Source organism: Suipraeoptans intestinalis (genome assembly GCF_009696485.1).
Lineage (GTDB): Bacteria > Bacillota > Clostridia > Lachnospirales > Lachnospiraceae > Suipraeoptans > Suipraeoptans intestinalis.
Window position 1 is genome coordinate 1,949,216 of record NZ_VULY01000018.1, and the last position, 15,575, is coordinate 1,964,790.

13 protein-coding genes are annotated in these 15,575 nt (G+C 50.1%); 11 read left to right on the plus strand and 2 right to left on the minus strand.

Annotated features, from left to right (window positions below; all coding sequences use genetic code 11):
* The first annotated feature begins 10 nt into the window (after window positions 1–10).
* The 6 genes from hypB (at window position 11) to FYJ34_RS09770 (ending at window position 6,086) form a co-directional block, all read left to right on the plus strand.
* A complete protein-coding gene (gene hypB / locus FYJ34_RS09745) occupies window positions 11–679 on the plus strand; it encodes a hydrogenase nickel incorporation protein HypB (RefSeq protein ID WP_154478246.1) in 669 nt (222 codons plus the stop codon).
* Window positions 680–727: 48 nt separating this feature from the next.
* On the plus strand, window positions 728–3,472 hold the full coding sequence (locus tag FYJ34_RS09750) for an FAD-dependent oxidoreductase (RefSeq protein ID WP_154478248.1): 2,745 nt from the start codon (window positions 728–730) through the stop codon (window positions 3,470–3,472).
* A 9-nt stretch (window positions 3,473–3,481) separates the two neighbouring features.
* Complete coding sequence (locus FYJ34_RS09755) at window positions 3,482–3,847, plus strand: hydrogenase maturation nickel metallochaperone HypA (protein WP_154478250.1); 366 nt, start codon at window positions 3,482–3,484, stop codon at window positions 3,845–3,847.
* Window positions 3,848–3,880: 33 nt separating this feature from the next.
* Window positions 3,881–4,864 (plus strand): DUF5692 family protein, encoded by a 984-nt coding sequence (locus FYJ34_RS09760; protein WP_154478252.1) that lies wholly within the window; start codon window positions 3,881–3,883, stop codon window positions 4,862–4,864.
* Between the two features lie 75 nt (window positions 4,865–4,939).
* Window positions 4,940–5,434 carry an ABC transporter permease gene (locus FYJ34_RS09765; protein ID WP_173017095.1) on the plus strand — a complete coding sequence of 165 codons (495 nt, stop codon included), beginning with the start codon at window positions 4,940–4,942 and terminating at the stop codon, window positions 5,432–5,434.
* 10 nt (window positions 5,435–5,444) lie between these two features.
* Window positions 5,445–6,086 carry an ABC transporter ATP-binding protein gene (locus FYJ34_RS09770; RefSeq protein ID WP_154478255.1) on the plus strand — a complete coding sequence of 214 codons (642 nt, stop codon included), beginning with the start codon at window positions 5,445–5,447 and terminating at the stop codon, window positions 6,084–6,086.
* A gap of 194 nt (window positions 6,087–6,280) precedes the next feature.
* On the opposite strand, the gene trhA is transcribed toward FYJ34_RS09770, so the two are convergent.
* Window positions 6,281–6,979 carry a PAQR family membrane homeostasis protein TrhA gene (gene trhA, locus FYJ34_RS09775; RefSeq protein WP_330582578.1) on the minus strand — a complete coding sequence of 233 codons (699 nt, stop codon included), beginning with the start codon at window positions 6,977–6,979 and terminating at the stop codon, window positions 6,281–6,283.
* A 197-nt stretch (window positions 6,980–7,176) separates the two neighbouring features.
* On the opposite strand from trhA, the gene FYJ34_RS09780 reads away from it, so the two are divergent.
* From FYJ34_RS09780 to FYJ34_RS09800, 5 genes are all read left to right on the plus strand, one after another.
* Complete coding sequence (locus FYJ34_RS09780) at window positions 7,177–7,761, plus strand: DUF1836 domain-containing protein (RefSeq protein WP_154478257.1); 585 nt, start codon at window positions 7,177–7,179, stop codon at window positions 7,759–7,761.
* An 85-nt stretch (window positions 7,762–7,846) separates the two neighbouring features.
* Entirely contained in the window at window positions 7,847–9,925 is a 2,079-nt protein-coding gene (locus FYJ34_RS09785; protein ID WP_154478259.1) for an elongation factor G, read from the plus strand.
* Window positions 9,926–10,171: 246 nt separating this feature from the next.
* Window positions 10,172–11,530, plus strand: a complete 1,359-nt coding sequence (trkA, locus tag FYJ34_RS09790; protein WP_154478888.1) for a Trk system potassium transporter TrkA — start codon at window positions 10,172–10,174, stop codon at window positions 11,528–11,530.
* Window positions 11,531–11,546: 16 nt separating this feature from the next.
* The gene (locus FYJ34_RS09795; RefSeq protein WP_154478261.1) at window positions 11,547–12,992 is read left to right on the plus strand and encodes a TrkH family potassium uptake protein; all 1,446 of its coding nucleotides are present in this window, start codon (window positions 11,547–11,549) and stop codon (window positions 12,990–12,992) included.
* Between the two features lie 208 nt (window positions 12,993–13,200).
* Entirely contained in the window at window positions 13,201–14,865 is a 1,665-nt protein-coding gene (locus tag FYJ34_RS09800; protein WP_154478263.1) for a CvpA family protein, read from the plus strand.
* Between the two features lie 121 nt (window positions 14,866–14,986).
* On the opposite strand, the gene FYJ34_RS09805 is transcribed toward FYJ34_RS09800, so the two are convergent.
* Window positions 14,987–15,409 (minus strand): ATP-binding protein, encoded by a 423-nt coding sequence (locus tag FYJ34_RS09805; RefSeq protein WP_154478264.1) that lies wholly within the window; start codon window positions 15,407–15,409, stop codon window positions 14,987–14,989.
* Between the last annotated feature and the right edge of the window lie 166 nt (window positions 15,410–15,575).

Genomic DNA, 15,575 nt, shown 5'->3' on the forward strand with positions numbered 1-15,575 from the left:
GAGGGTTTTTATGGAAAAATTTAAAGTATTGGAAGTCAAGGAAAGCATTTTTCAGAAAAACGACGAAAGGGCGGAGCTTTTGCGGAAGGAGATGAAGGAACAGAAGACGTTTCTGCTGAATCTGATGTCTTCTCCGGGATCCGGAAAAACCACGACTCTGACCCGCACGATCCAGGCACTGCGGGAAGAAATGAAGATCGGCGTAATGGAGGCGGACATTGATTCCGATGTGGATGCACGGACCATCCAGCAGACAGGAGCCAAAGTGATACAGCTGCATACCGGGGGCATGTGCCATCTGGATGCAGAGATGACCAGACAGGGCATAGAGGCTCTGGGAACGGAGGAACTGGATCTGGTGGTGTTGGAAAATGTAGGGAATCTGGTGTGCCCGGCGGAATTTGATACAGGCGCCACAAAAAACGCCATGATCTTAAGTGTGCCGGAGGGGGACGACAAGCCGTTGAAATACCCGTTGATGTTTTCCATCTGCGACGTGCTTCTGGTCAACAAAATGGACGTGGCTCCTTATTTTGATTTTGATCTGGACGCCTGTAAAAAAAGGGCCAGAGAGCTGAATCCTGATATTCAGGTGATTCCGATTTCCGCCAGGACGGGAGAGGGACTGGAAGAATGGCTGGACTGGCTGCGGGGACAGGTAAAGAAGGCGAAAGCATAAGAAAGAAGTGGTGATCGAAAACACCAGAGAAAGAGGAGGAAAAGAGGAATGGGAAGTCAAACGACAAAAATGATTTTTCCGCCGGGATATGTATGCAGATACGACGAACAGGTGATGCGGCTTGCCAATATGATGGGACGAAAAAAGCCAAATGTCCGGCCGGGAGGAAAAGGTTCCCTGCAGTGGGACGACCCGGAGTATGTGATCCTGGAGGCAGGCGTCACCAGCGAGATGGCAGAGGTGGGGCTGTGTCTGGGCTCCTATGAAAAGCATTCGGCGGCGGAGGTGGCGAAGAAGCTGGGAAAAAGCGAGGACTACTGCCACGAGCAGCTGATGAAGCTGGCAGTTTACGGAGCCTGTTTTGTAAACCGGGTGGAAGGCGTGGATCTGTTTTGGACAGAAACCTGGATTCCGGGCACCATGGAGATGATCGTCAACAATATGGATAATATTGAAAAATATCCCATTGTGGCCTATGCGATGGAGGCCTACGGAAGGGTACGGGGGCCCTTAAGCTCCGGAGCCTTTCCAGTGGGAGTGGGACTGATGCGTGTCATTCCGATCGAATCTGCCATTGACGGGGAAAGCCGGAAGGCAGGGTATGAAGAAATCTCCAAATACCTCAATGAGAATGATCTGTTTTCCGTATCCAACTGCTCCTGCCGAACAGACCGGGAGGTGATGGGAGAGGGCTGCGGACACCTGAAAGAGGATATGTGCATCCAGATGGGACATGCGGCGGAGTATTACATCCGTACAGGAAGAGGCAGGCAGATCACCAGAGAGGAAGCCTTTGCGATCCTGAAGCGGGCGGAAGAAAACGGACTGATGCATGAGATCCCTAATACCGACGGACCGGGGCATACCCATGCTATCTGCAATTGCTGCGGCTGCGGATGCCTTTCCATGCGGACGGCGACCATGTTTAAAAATGTAGACATGATCCGCTCCAACTACAGAGCGGTGGTGGACCGGGAAAAATGTGTCGCTTGCGGACGATGCGTGGAAAACTGCCCGGTGAATGCATTAAAGCTGGGACAAAAGCTCTGCTCTTCCACACCGGTGGTAACGGACATCACCACTAGGATCACGCCGAGAGACGAGGTGTGGGAAGAGGATAAATGGAACGAGGAGTACCGCACCAACCGGGAAAACGTGGTGGATTCCGGGACGGCTCCCTGTAAGACCAACTGTCCGGCTCACATTGGGGTACAGGGGTATATCAAACTGGCGGCACAGGGCAGATACCAGGAAGCGCTAGAGCTGATCCGGCTGGAAAATCCTTTGCCGGCAGTCTGCGGCAGGATCTGCAACCGCAGGTGTGAGCAGGCCTGTACCAGGGGCGAGGTGGACAGTCCGGTAGCGATCGACGAGATCAAGAAATACGTGGCGCAGCTGGAGCTGGATCCTGCCACGCGGAAGATCCCCGAAAAGAGGCACGATTACAGCGATAAGAAGATCGCCGTGATCGGATCCGGGCCGGCAGGTCTTAGCTGTGCGTATTTTCTGGCGCTGGACGGATATCAGGTAACCATCTTTGAAAAAGAGGAAAAACCGGGAGGGATGCTGACCCTGGGGATTCCCGGCTTCCGACTGGAAAAAGCGGTGGTGGAAGCCGAGATCCAGATCATCCGGGAACTGGGCGTGGAATTTAGAATGGGCGTAGAGGTAGGAAAGGACGTGACTCTGACGCAGCTGCGTCAGGAAGGCTATCGGGGCTTTTATGTAGCCATCGGGGCCAGCGGAGGCAGAAAGCTTGGGATTTTGGGAGAAGAGGCAGAAGGTGTTTTCACGGGAATTGATTGTCTGAAACGGATCAACCGGGGAGATGTGGTAGATCTGTCGGGCAATACCATTGTGATCGGCGGAGGCAATGTAGCGGTGGATGCGGCGAGGGCGGCAGCGCGACTTTCCCAAGGAGAAGTCAGGATGTATTGTCTGGAAAGCCGGGAGGAGATGCCTGCTTCCGAGGAAGAAATCCAGGAGGCTTTGGAGGAAGGTATCCATATCTGCAACGGCTATGGTCCGGTTCGGATCGCAGAATCCGGCGGAAAGGTAGAGGGCGTGCTGTTTCAGAAGTGCCTGTCTGTGTTTGACGAAGCAGGGCGGTTCGCACCGGTGTTTGACGAAACAGATACGATCCTGGTGCCGGCGGATCATGTGGTGGTAACGGTAGGGCAGTCTATTCAGTGGGGAGATCTTTTGGAAGGAACAAAAGCAGAGCTGCGCAGAAACAACACGATCGTGGCAGATGCGCTGACATACCAGACGGGGGAGGCAGATGTGTTTGCCGGAGGCGACTGCTGCAGCGGGCCGGGCTTTGCTATTGACGCTATCGCAGCCGGAAAGCAGGGAGCTATCTCTCTTCACCGGTTCGTACAAAACGGACAATCCCTTGTGATCGGACGGGATCGAAGGATCTACAAAGAACTGGACAAAAAGGGAGCGGTACTGGAAGAGTACGACAGAACGCCCAGACAAAGACCGGACAATCTGGATGGTGTGGGACACAGAAGCTTTGCAGACGGAAGAGGCGTGCTGACAGAGGAGCAGATCCAGAAGGAAACAGCAAGGTGTCTGGGCTGCGGAGCAACGATGGTAGACGAATATATGTGTGTAGGATGCGGACAGTGCACCACCAAGTGTAAATTCGACGCCATTCATCTGGAACGGGTCTATGACGGAGCGGGAGTGGAGTTTACAGAAATGAAGCCGGTGGTCATCAAACAGATGGTAAAAAGAAAAGGAAAGATTGCGTTTAAGAAGATCAAGAAGAAATTCGGCGCAGTATAGGAGGCTGCCATGCATGAGCTGGGCATTGTATTTGAAATCGTAAAAAAGCTGGATGAGGTTGTCAGGCAGTCTGGGATAGACCCTTCCGAGATCGCAGAAATCCTGCTGGAGCTGGGAGAAGCCTCCACCATCGTGCCCAAGTACCTGAAGGAATGTTGGCCGGCGGCGACAGACGGAACAGAGTTTGAGCATGTGGAAATGGAGATCCAGGTGGTGACGGCTACCGTCCGCTGCAAGCAGTGCGGGAAGGTTTACGAATATCTGAATCAGGGAAAGGTCTGTCCCGGGTGTGGAAGCGAAGCCTGTTCCATTGTGACAGGAAGAGAGTTTTATCTGAAGGAGATCCATCTGTTTTATGAGGAGGAAGAAGTCTGAAAAAGCAAAAGCAGACGAAGAAAGGAGAAGAGTATGTTTACGTTTCACGGAACGAATACGATTTTAATGTGGGTGGTCTGGATCTGTGTGTTGGCCACGTTGTTTGTACTGAATGAAGTTGCAAGGAAGTCAAAGGAACTGGGATTTGTGTTTTTTGTGATCCTGCCGGTGGTGCTGTCGATCCTCTGGTTTACCGTATTGAAGGGACGCTCCTACACCGACTGGTTCCATCTGGCGAAGGTGTATTCTTCCACGGCCGGATGTATCGGATTTTGGGCCATCCGGTTTGTGGAAGGAAAGAGAAAGGACGGAAGTGTGTGGAGGCTGCGGGACTACAAGCTGGCCCTGGCTTTTCCGCCGTTGATCCTGGCTATCAACATCCTGGAGGCCTGCGCTAGAGATATTGAGGTGGGAATGGTCTACCCGGTGCTTACCAGAGTGCAGGAAGAGGGCGCGGCCCATACCGTCTTTCAGTTGATGGGAGGATCCTGGAACTTTATGAACGCAGCGGCAGGAATCCTGAATATCCTGACCATCACCGGCTGGGTAGGGATCTGTGTTCGGAAGAAGACAACAAAGGATCGCAGCAGGGATATGGTGTGGCCGGACATGCTGTGGTTCTGGATCATAGCCTATGACCTCTGGAATTTTGCCTATACCTATAACTGCCTGCCACATCACGCATGGTACTGCGGGTTTGCCCTGCTTCTGGCTCCCACCATCTGCTCCTTTACTGTGGGGAAGGGAGCGTGGCTGCAGCACAGAGCCCAGACGCTGGCTATCTGGTGTATGTTTGCCCAGACATTTCCAACATTCCAGGATAACAGTATGTTCCGGGTGGATTCTACCTACCATCCCATGATCTATGCAGCGGTCAGCTTCACCGCTCTGATCGTCAACCTTGCCGTCTTTGTATACATGCTGCGGAAGGTCAGACAGACCGGAAAGAACCCCTACAAGGAGGAATTGTACACAGATCTGAAACAGTATCAGGAATTTAAATCCCTGGCAGAATAAAGAGAGACAGAGCATCCGAGTCATCATGGTTTGAAGATGGCCGGGTGCTCTTTTTGCGGTGGGAGAATGTTTGGTTTGGGAATTGATTTGCTTCGGGAATTGGATGGGAGCAGCGAAGGACAGTTTATGTTTTTGGCGGGAAATATGGATCAGGGTATGCAAGAGATCTTTCAGAGGGCAATCGCCATTCCGGTGTATCTGGGGAAGATGGCTGGGATCCTGCTGGTTGTTTCCTTATTCGGAATCTGGGGAGCATTTTCCGTGATCCTGAAAAAAAGAGAACAGGAATTTGCGGTACGCATTGCTATCGGAGCTGGGAGAGGAAACCTGATCTGCAGGATGGTGACGGAGATTTTCCTGGTAGCATTCGGAGGGTGGGCGGCAGGCAGTCTGGCAGGCAGACTGTTGCTGATCCTTGTTCCCTATGATCAGATGCTTACAGTGCGGGCACACCTGGAAACCCAGGGAGTAACCTTTCTTCTCCTCCTTCTTTTGACGGGGTACCTCTCAGCGCTGCCAGTCCACAGACTGTTAAACTTACGGCCGGAAGAGTTACTGACAAAGCCATAGGAGAGAACAAATGATACAGATGAAACAGGTTTCAAAAACATATTACGGCGATCAGGTGGAAACAAAGGTGCTGGAATCGGTGGATCTTACGGTAGAAAAAGGAGAGTTTGTCAGTCTGTATGGGAAATCCGGCTGCGGCAAGACGACTCTTCTGAACCTGTTGGGACTGATCGATACGCCCACCGCTGGGGAATACTGGTTGGATGAAGTAAATACAGGTACCTGTAAGCCAAAGGAACTGGCAGGGCTGCGCAACAGGAAGATCGGGTTTATCTTTCAGTCTTTCTACCTGATTTCAAGACTTTCGGTGCTGGATAATGTGATCCTGCCTATGAAATATGCAGGAGTGCCAAGGAAAGAGCGGGAAGAAAGAGCAAGGATTTTGCTGGCAGAAGTAGGGTTGACAGAACGAATGAACTATCTGCCTTCCCGACTGTCCGGAGGAGAAAAACAAAGAACGGCCATCGCCAGAGCTCTGGCAAATCATCCGGCGTATATTCTGGCAGACGAGCCTACAGGGAGTCTGGATGGAGAGAATCGGGATCGTATCATGGAAATCCTGACCGGACTAAACCAAAAAGGGCACACCATCGTGATGGTTACCCATGATAAGGAGCTGGCCGGATACAGCAGCCGGATCATTCAAATGTAAGGACTCCTTTGGTGGAAATACTTATTGTTTTATGATGGCTGGGCTTTTCGGCAACAAGAAAATAGACCTGCAAAAAACCGCAACTTCATCAAAGAGGTGGCGGTTTTTGCAGTACAGGCTTTAGCCTGTTGATGGTATTGGAGTTTTTCATGTTCCGAAAAATGGAAATGCCTTTCTTACCTGGAAGCCGAAGCTTAAACGATATAGTGATACATCAGGAGATAGTGGCACAGGCTTCCGGCCAGCACGAATACGTGAAAGATTTCGTGGGAGCCGAAAAAAGGATGACGCATATTCCAGGCAGTCAGCTTTTGGGCGTAGAGAACGCCTCCAGCTGTATAGGCCAGTCCTCCCAGGAACAACAGAAGAAATCCGGTGGTGGGAAGGATGACAAATAACCGAGGGATCACAAAGATGCATGCCCACCCCATGCCAATGTAAAGGACGGAGGAGATCCATTTGGGACAATGCACGAAAAACAGCTTAAACAGCATACCCAGAAATGCAATGCTCCAGATGACGATCAAAAGAGGACGCCCGCTTTGTTGAGGGAGGATGCTGAGACAAATGGGGGTATAAGATCCGGCGATCAGCACAAAGATCATCATGTGATCCAGCTTTTTCAGGATCTGCCTCCGGGGAATAGCAAAGGTGTGATAGGTGGTGCTTGCCCCGTAAAGCAGGATCAGACTGATCATAAAAATGCCCAGTCCGACAAGGTCGGAAAAGGCAGCTCCCCGGGCGGAAGCATGGAGCAGGATCAGGGGCGTCAAAAAGATCCCCGCCAGAAAGCCGATCAAGTGGGTCAGGGCGCTTCCGGGATCTTTGACAGAAAATCTGTGGTTCTGAGAAGAAGCGGAAGAACCTGGAGAATGTGGCAATGGTTGTTTCAAGGAAGACACCTCCTGTCATATCGATATAACATGATAAGTTTTTGGATAACTTATAAAGTATCATAGGATACATTCATAACGATGTCAAGAGTTTTCGAAAAACCGATAAAAAGATTCATTGAACTTCGTTGCAAAAAGGCATACAATGGGAACAGAGGCAGGAAGGAAAATGCCGAAGGATACAGGGGAGGAAAAAGATGAAAAAAGACGGAAAATCAGAAATGTGGGAGGAACCAAAGCGGTTTGAAATACCGGCATATCCGGAAATACCCGATGTGGGGCTTTATCTGGAGCAGGTCACAAAATACGTATCCGGGTATATCCTGCCCATGCACAGCTTTTCCATTACCGCTTCCATGATCAGCAACTATGTAAAGAAGGGACTGATTGCAAAGCCGGTGAAGAAGCTGTATTACAGGGAACAAATTGCAGATATTTTTGTGATCGCCGTTTCGAAGCTGGTATTGTCTCTGGAAGATATACAGATCCTGCTGGCAGGGAAGAAAAAGGAAGAGCCGGGGCAGTTTTATACCCGTTTTTGTGGGGCTTTGTACAGCCGGTTTGATCAGGTATTTCCCGGAGAAAAGAAGAGAAGCAGCCGGCAGAAGGAGACGCTGTCGAAAAAGCTGTCGGAAGGACTGCCGGAAAAGCCGGAAGGGGAATTACCGGAAAACCGGTCGGAAACACCGTCAGAAATACCGGAACTTTTAGACTGGACGGCAAAAACCGTTATCTGCCGGATGTATCTGGAAACCTTGGTGAATTCAATAAAAAATATGTAGAAATTGCATAATATAGTTGTATTATCTTGCGAATTTTAGTACAATATATACATGAAAAATTACCGAGGTAAGGAGGCAGCAAAATATGAAGGTTTACAGAACGGACGAGATCAGAAACGTTGTACTTTTGGGGCATGGCGGAAGCGGAAAGACCAGTCTTGCAGAAGCTATGGCATATGTGTCAGGAGCCACCAGTCGTATGGGCAAAGTAACAGACGGCAATACGATCAGTGATTTTGATAAAGAAGAACAAAAGAGACAGTTTTCGATCAGCACCACCCTGATTCCCATTGAGTGGGAGAAGGCGAAAATCAATGTGCTGGATACGCCGGGATATTTTGACTTTGTCGGCGAGGTAGAAGAGGCGGTAAGTGCGGCGGATGCAGCAGTGATCGTGGTATCCGGGAAAGCAGGCGTAGAAGTAGGGACGGAAAAGGCGTGGGAGCTGTGCGATAAGTATGACCTGCCCCGTATGGTCTATGTGACGGAGATGGACGTGGACGACGCCAGCTTCAGGCAGGTGGTGCAGGATCTGACGGAGCGGTACGGTAAGGTGATCGCACCTCATTTCCAGCCTATTCGGGAGAATGAAAAACTGGTAGGGTATGTCAATGTCATCAAGAATGCAGGCAGACGCTATACAGGAGTGGCACAAAGGGAAGAGTGCGAGATTCCGGACTATTGTATGCCGAATCTGGAGATTTACCGGGAAAAGCTTTTAGAGGCAGTGGCGGAGACTAGCGAAGAGTTTATGGAACGTTATTTTAATGGAGAAGAGTTCTCGGTGGAGGAGATCCGTTCCGCCATGCGTACAGAAGTGATGGCGGGAGACATCGTACCGGTGGCCATGGGATCCAACATAGAAGCACAGGGAGTTTCCAATCTGCTGTCGGATATCGTGCGGTTTTTCCCCAGTCCGGCCAATAAGACCTGCGCGGCTATCAACCGCAAGACCAATGAGATCTATCAGGCGGACTATGATTTTGCAAAAGCCAAATCCGCTTATGTATTTAAGACCATGGTAGATCCTTTCATCGGAAAATATTCTTTCATCAAGGTGTGCTCCGGCGTTCTGAAAGGAGAGGATACCCTCTATGATCCGGAGACGGATACAGAGGCAAAGCTGGGCAAGATCTATACCATGTCCGGCAATAAGCCGTCAGAAGTCAGCGAGCTGTTTGCCGGGGATATCGGTGCGGTTGCCAAGCTGTCAGAAGTGAAAACGGGAGATACGCTTTCTACCAAGGCCACTCCTCTTTTGTTTGGGCGCACAGAATATTCCAAGCCCTATACCTACATGAAATATACGGTAAAAAACAAGGGAGATGAGGATAAAGTATCCCAGGCGCTGCAAAAGATGATGGCGGAGGATGTGACACTGAAAACGGTAAATGACAGCGAGAACCGCCAGACCCTGCTCTATGGAATGGGCGATCAGCATCTGGAGGTAACGGTTAGCAAGCTTCTGGCCAGGTACAAATGCGAAGTGGTGCTGGAAACACCCAGAGTTGCCTTCCGGGAAACGATCCGGAAGACCTCGGACGTGGACACCAAATATAAAAAGCAGTCCGGCGGGCACGGGCAGTACGGCCATGTAAAGATGAAATTCGGCCCCTCCGGAGAGATGGAGCAGCCCTATGTATTTGAGGAAACGGTGGTAGGAGGAGCCGTTCCTAAAAATTACTTCCCGGCTGTGGAAAAAGGATTGCAGGAAGCGGTGCTGAGAGGACCTTTGGCAGGCTATCCGGTAGTCGGCGTAAAAGCTACGCTTTACGATGGCTCCTATCACCCGGTAGATTCCTCGGAGATGGCATTTAAGACGGCTACTTTACAGGCGTTTAAGAAGGGCTTTATGGAAGCGGGGCCCATTCTTCTGGAACCCATTGCTTCCCTGAAAGTGGTAGTTCCGGATGAATATACCGGAGACGTGATGGGAGATCTGAATAAGCGAAGAGGACGGGTCCTGGGAATGAATCCCGTTGCAGGCGGAAGCCAGGAGATCATGGCGGACATTCCCATGACGGGATTGTTTGGCTACTGTACCATCCTTCGTTCCATGACAGGCGGAAGAGGCAGCTATTCTTACGAATTCGCCCGCTACGAGCAGGCGCCTTCCGACGTACAGGAAGCAGAGATCGCAAAACGGGCGGCAGCGGAAGCGTGATGTTTGGGACCGGCAGGGAAACTTCTGCTGTCTTCACAAGAAAATGAGACGCAAAAAGGCAAAGGTATCTGCACAAAAGAGGCAGGTGCGTTTGCCTTTTATATATTGTATTACAGGGAAGAAGATCCGGGGGTGCACAGGAGATTCTTCCGTGCAGGAATTAGTACTTTTTTTCTCGGAATAAAAGTGCTATAATCTCCTTGCCGTTTATGAAAAAGAGAAAGAGGTTGTAAAACAAATATGGATATGAACATTGTAATCATAGGAGACGGGAAGGTTGGGCACAAGCTGACGAGTCAGTTGTCGGAAGAAGGATATGATATTGTGCTGATCGACCAGAACGCCGGAAAGTTAAAGGCAGCTCTGAACGAGCTGGATATTTTCTGCATTGCCGGAGACGGAGCGGATGTGGAAGTGCAGAAGCAGGCGGGAGTTCCCCATGCAGACCTGGTGATCGCATGCGCCTCCACAGACGAATTGAATATGTTCAGTTGTCTTCTGGCAAAGCGGCTGGGGGCAAAGCATACGATAGCCAGGGTCAGAAATCCTGTGTATTACAGGCAGATCGATCTTTTGAAAGAAGACCTGCACCTGAGTATGGCAGTCAATCCTGAGCTGACGGCAGCCAACGAGATCGCAAGGATCCTGCTGATTCCGGAGGCCTGCAAGGTGGAGACCTTTATGAAGGGCAAGGTCGAGCTGGTAGAGCTGAATGTGCGGGAAGAGAATCCTCTGGTAGGACTGTCTCTGGCAGAGGCTTATCAAAAATACCAGGTAAAGATACTGGTGTGTGCGGTAAAACGACAGAATGAGATCATCATTCCCGACGGAAGCTTTGTGATCGAAAAGGGAGATAAGATGCATGTGGCGGCCACCCACCAGAATCTGGAGAATTTCTTTAAGGCTACCAAAAGGAGAAAAGCGCCTATCAAAAAGGTACTGATCTGCGGCGGAGGGCATGTGTGCTTCTACCTGGCCAGCCAGTTGCTGCGTGTGGGCATGCAGGTAAAGATCATTGAGAAAAATGAAAAAAGATGCGAATTTCTCTGCGAGCATTTTCCGGATGCAACCATCATCCACGGAGACGCTGCCAATCAGGAGCTTTTGCTGGAAGAAGGGATTGGAGAGGCGGACGCAATGGTGGCACTGACAGGGATCGATGAAGAAAATATCATCATGGGACTGTTTGCCAAGACCAAGGGAGTAGACAAGATCATTGCGAAAGTCAATGAAGATTCCCGGGCGCAGATGGTGGAAGGTCTGGGGATCGACAGTATCATTTCCGCTAAAAGTGCAACGGCAGATCTGATCATGAGTTATGTAAAGGCGCGGAACAATTCTTACGCAAGTGCAAATATAGAGACCAGCTACCGGCTTCTGGGAGGCAAGGTGGAGGCGCTGGAGTTCATCATCCGCAAGGAATGTGAGTTTACCAACATCCCTCTGCGGGAGTTGAAGACCAAAAAGAATCACCTGATCGCCTGCATCGGGCGGAAACGCAAGATCATCATTCCTCACGGAGACGATCACCTGGAAGTGGGCGACAGCGTTGTGGTGGTAACCAAGGATTCTGTGATCAATGACTTTAGAGACGTAATGCAATAAGGGATGGAGAAAAACGATGAACGTAAAAATGATACGCTACATACTGGGAAAGATGCTGGGTGTGGAAGGGGTGCTGCTGCTCCTTCCCGCTTTTGTATCTCTCCTGCTGCGGGAGGCAGAGGGGGTCTACTTTCTGGTACCCTCCGTCCTTCTGATAGGGATCTATCTGATCTCAGGGATGAAAGCCCCTGAAAACCGGACGATTTACGGAAAAGAAGGCATGGTGATCGTGGCGGGGGCGTGGATCCTCTGGTCTTTGTTTGGAGCGCTGCCATTTGCCTTATCCGGCAGTATCCCCAACTACCTGGACGCATTATTTGAAACCATATCCGGCTTTACGACGACAGGATCCAGTATTTTAAAGGATGTGGAAGCCCTGCCCAAAAGCATGCTGTTCTGGCGAAGCTTTACCCACTGGGTAGGCGGAATGGGAGTGCTGGTGTTTGTAATGGTCCTGACAAAGCTGGACAAGAAGAACACCATGTACCTGATGAAAGCGGAGGTTCCGGGACCGGAAAAGGATAAGCTGGTGCCCAAAGCGATGGATACCGCCCGTATCCTGTACGGGATGTACCTGGGAATGACGCTGATCGAGGTGGTGCTGCTGCTTTTGGGTGGAATGAATGTGCTGGACAGCTTCATTCACGCCTTTGGAACGGCAGGTACCGGAGGGTTTTCCAATTACGGAGCCAGCGTAGGACATTTTAACAGTGCCTATATTGATGGAGTGATCACCGTTTTTATGATCCTGTTCGGAGTCAATTTCAACCTGTATTTCTTCCTGCTGATGCGAGAGTTTAAGCCCATCTGGAAGAATGAGGAGCTTCGGGCTTATCTGGGGATCATTGCGGCAGCCACTCTGATCATTACCTGGAACATCAGCTTTCACTATGCCAACCCGCTGCAGGCATTCCGCTATGCCGTATTCCAGGTGGGATCCATTATCACCACCACCGGATATGCGACGGCAGACTATACCATCTGGCCTATGCTGTCCCAGTGCATCCTGATGATGCTGATGATCATAGGAGCCTGCGCTTCTTCTACCGGAGGAGGGATCAAGGTTTCCAGATTCCTCATGCTGCTAAAATGTATTAAGAGAGAAGTAAAGCAGATGGCGCACCCTAAGTCGGTGAGTATCATACGGGTCAACGGCAGGAAGGTGGAGGCGGACGTTTTAAAAAATCTGAGTATTTATTTTATGGCATATGCGGGGATCGTAGGATTGTCCATCCTGATCGTCTCGCTTGACAACAGGGATTTTGGAACGACCTTCAGTTCGGTGCTGACCACCATCAACAATATCGGTCCGGGAATCGGTCTGGTGGGACCAAGCGGTAATTTTGCCGACTTTTCACCACTTTCCAAGATCGTGTTCTGCCTGGATATGCTGGCAGGACGTCTGGAGATCTTCCCATTTTTGATGCTGTTTACCATGACGGCATGGAACCGTAAATTTTAGGCGGAAATCCCGGCCTGCGTCAACCTGAAGCAGCATCCGGGGCTGTGCCGAGCCGAAGGAGAGAATCCCGGCCTGCGGGATTGGCAGGAGATGGGAGAAGCCGACAGATTTCCTGATCTATGTCAGTGTGTAAAATGTTGCAGAAACAAGGAAATGAAAGACAGCGACAGATCATTTCGCTGGAACCTACATACAAGGAGGAGCTTCTATGAAACAGGGAAAGCCGATAAAAAAAGGATGGCTGGTGGTAATGATACTGGTGGCGCTGGCACTGTACTACTATATGGCGCTTCCGGTCATCAATATCCATGCCGCGGAGACCTGGGTATTTCTGGTGATCTTGATCATCCTTCCTGCCGGATTTTATGGGAGAAAAAAGCGGATCGGGATCAGAGAGATCCGACAGGACAAGGGAATGCGGGTATTTGGAGGAATCTTTCTGGCAGTGGTGGCAGCTTATCTGATAGGAAGCCTGCTGTCTTCTCCCATCATCAATGCCAAAAAATATCAGAAGCTGATGGCGGTGGAAAAGGGAACCTTCTCCAAGGATGTGGAGGAACTGTCCTTTGATAAGATCCCTCTTTTGGACAGAGATACGGCTGAGATTCTGGGAGACAGAAAGATGGGAAGCATGGTGGATATGGTATCCCAGTTTGAGGCGGATAATATTTACAGTCAGATCAATTACAAGGGAAACCCGGTGCGGGTAACGCCGCTTCGCTATGCCAGCTGGATCAAGTGGCTGACCAACCGAAGCGAAGGGATCCCGGCTTATATCCGCATCAATATGGCAGACCAGACCACAGAACTGGTGAAGTTGGAAAAAGGCATCCGCTATACGACCAGTGAGCATTTCAACCGTAATATCTACAGGCATCTGCGGTTTGCCCATCCTACTTACATTTACGGAGAACTGAGCTTTGAGATTGACGAGAGGGGAGTTCCTTATTGGATCGCTCCGGTAAAGAAATATAATATCGGCCTGTTTGGCGGGGAGACCATCGGAAAAGTGGTTCTTTGCAACGCCATTACGGGAGAGACGAAAACCTATGCAATTGACAAGGTGCCCCAGTGGGTGGACCGGGCCTATTCGGCAGATATGCTAGTGAAGCTGTTTGATTACCACGGGACACTAAAGCATGGATTTTTCAACAGTATCCTGAGTCAGAAGGACTGTCTGGAGACTACGGACGGCTACAACTATCTGGCGCTGGACGATGATGTGTGGATGTATACAGGCGTTACTTCTGTCAATGGAGACCAGTCTAATGTGGGGTTCGTGCTGTCCAATCAGAGAACGATGGAGACCAAATACTACGAAGTAGAAGGAGCCACGGAATCGGCGGCGATGTCCTCGGCAGAAGGGCAGGTACAGCATTTAAAATATCAGGCCACTTTCCCGCTGCTTTTAAATATTTCGGACGAGCCCACGTACTTTATCGCCTTGAAAGATGAAGCAGGTCTGGTAAAGAAATATGCCATGGTCAATGTACAGAAGTATCAGATCGTGGCCATCGGAGACAGCGTCAGCCAGTGCCAGGAAGAGTATCTGTCCCTTTTGTTCCGGGACGGGGTAAAAAAAGAAGAGCCAAAAGGAGAGGCAGAACAGGCTTCCGGGACGATAGAAGCAGCGGCAGCCGTGGTTCTGGACGGCAATACACACTATTATCTGACGCTCCAGGGAGACGACAGGATCTATGATGTGGCGGTGCAGGAGTTTCCGGAGATCATCCGGTATCAGGCAGGAAGTCCGGTGACATTGGAGTATCAGCCGGGGGAGAAGGTCAATCAGGTCACAGCTCTGGGAGAGACAGGGCAGGAAGTGTCACGGGCGGAAACTGAAAAAGAACAGACAGCGGACAAAAAAGAGTAAAGAAACAATCAGCTTACAAAAGTCCAAAGAAGCAATCAACCTGTAAAAAAGAGCATCTGTCACAGGAGTTCTAAAAGAAGCCTGCGAAAGATGCTCTTTTATTCTGTTAGCTGCCGTCCGGTTAGTTCAGATAATTGCAGTCCGCATAGGCGTCGCCGGATACCTGGGCTTTGTCGGCGCTGATGCTGACATAGAATTCGATGTTACATTCTTTAGAGAGTTGGTTTAAACGGGAAACAAACTGAGGCATATTATCCAAAGAGATATCCGCATGCTTCAGGATGCCGTCGATAAATACACACTCCGTGTCCTGATTGGAGCTATAGATCCCGTAGAGGAATCCGATATACTCGTCGATATTGGCGATAGCAGGGTAATCATCCATACAGATGGTGCGGATGTCAAAAGAAACGCTTGAGGTATCACGATGGGTTTTTTTGATGAAGACAACGCTTCCGTTCAGTTTTTTTGCCTGCCCATTGGCAAGGGCAATCATTTGTTGTGTTTTTCCGGTACCTTTTGGACCAGTTAATACATTTACCATGGCAAACTCTCCTTTTGTAGATAGATTATACTGAAGCCTTCTTCAGTACCAATACTTTATGGTTCTATTATACACGAAAAGGTCTGCTCTAACAACAAAAATTGTGAAATTTGAACAAGAAAATACGGGCAACTTTCAGAAAACAAAACTTGACTATTTTCAATAT

Bases quoted from the DNA above. Each gene is read 5' to 3' on its own strand.
- FYJ34_RS09780 (WP_154478257.1), top strand. From the start codon at position 7,177: ATGAAAAAAGACGGAAAATCAGAAATGTGGGAGGAACCAAAGCGGTTT.
- FYJ34_RS09785 (WP_154478259.1), top strand. From the start codon at position 7,847: ATGAAGGTTTACAGAACGGACGAGATCAGAAACGTTGTACTTTTGGGG.
- FYJ34_RS09795 (WP_154478261.1), top strand. From the start codon at position 11,547: ATGAACGTAAAAATGATACGCTACATACTGGGAAAGATGCTGGGTGTG.
- hypB (WP_154478246.1), top strand. From the start codon at position 11: ATGGAAAAATTTAAAGTATTGGAAGTCAAGGAAAGCATTTTTCAGAAA.
- FYJ34_RS09770 (WP_154478255.1), top strand. From the start codon at position 5,445: ATGATACAGATGAAACAGGTTTCAAAAACATATTACGGCGATCAGGTG.
- FYJ34_RS09750 (WP_154478248.1), top strand. From the start codon at position 728: ATGGGAAGTCAAACGACAAAAATGATTTTTCCGCCGGGATATGTATGC.
- FYJ34_RS09805 (WP_154478264.1), bottom strand. From the start codon at position 15,409: ATGGTAAATGTATTAACTGGTCCAAAAGGTACCGGAAAAACACAACAA.
- trkA (WP_154478888.1), top strand. From the start codon at position 10,172: ATGAACATTGTAATCATAGGAGACGGGAAGGTTGGGCACAAGCTGACG.
- FYJ34_RS09800 (WP_154478263.1), top strand. From the start codon at position 13,201: ATGAAACAGGGAAAGCCGATAAAAAAAGGATGGCTGGTGGTAATGATA.
- FYJ34_RS09760 (WP_154478252.1), top strand. From the start codon at position 3,881: ATGTTTACGTTTCACGGAACGAATACGATTTTAATGTGGGTGGTCTGG.
- FYJ34_RS09755 (WP_154478250.1), top strand. From the start codon at position 3,482: ATGCATGAGCTGGGCATTGTATTTGAAATCGTAAAAAAGCTGGATGAG.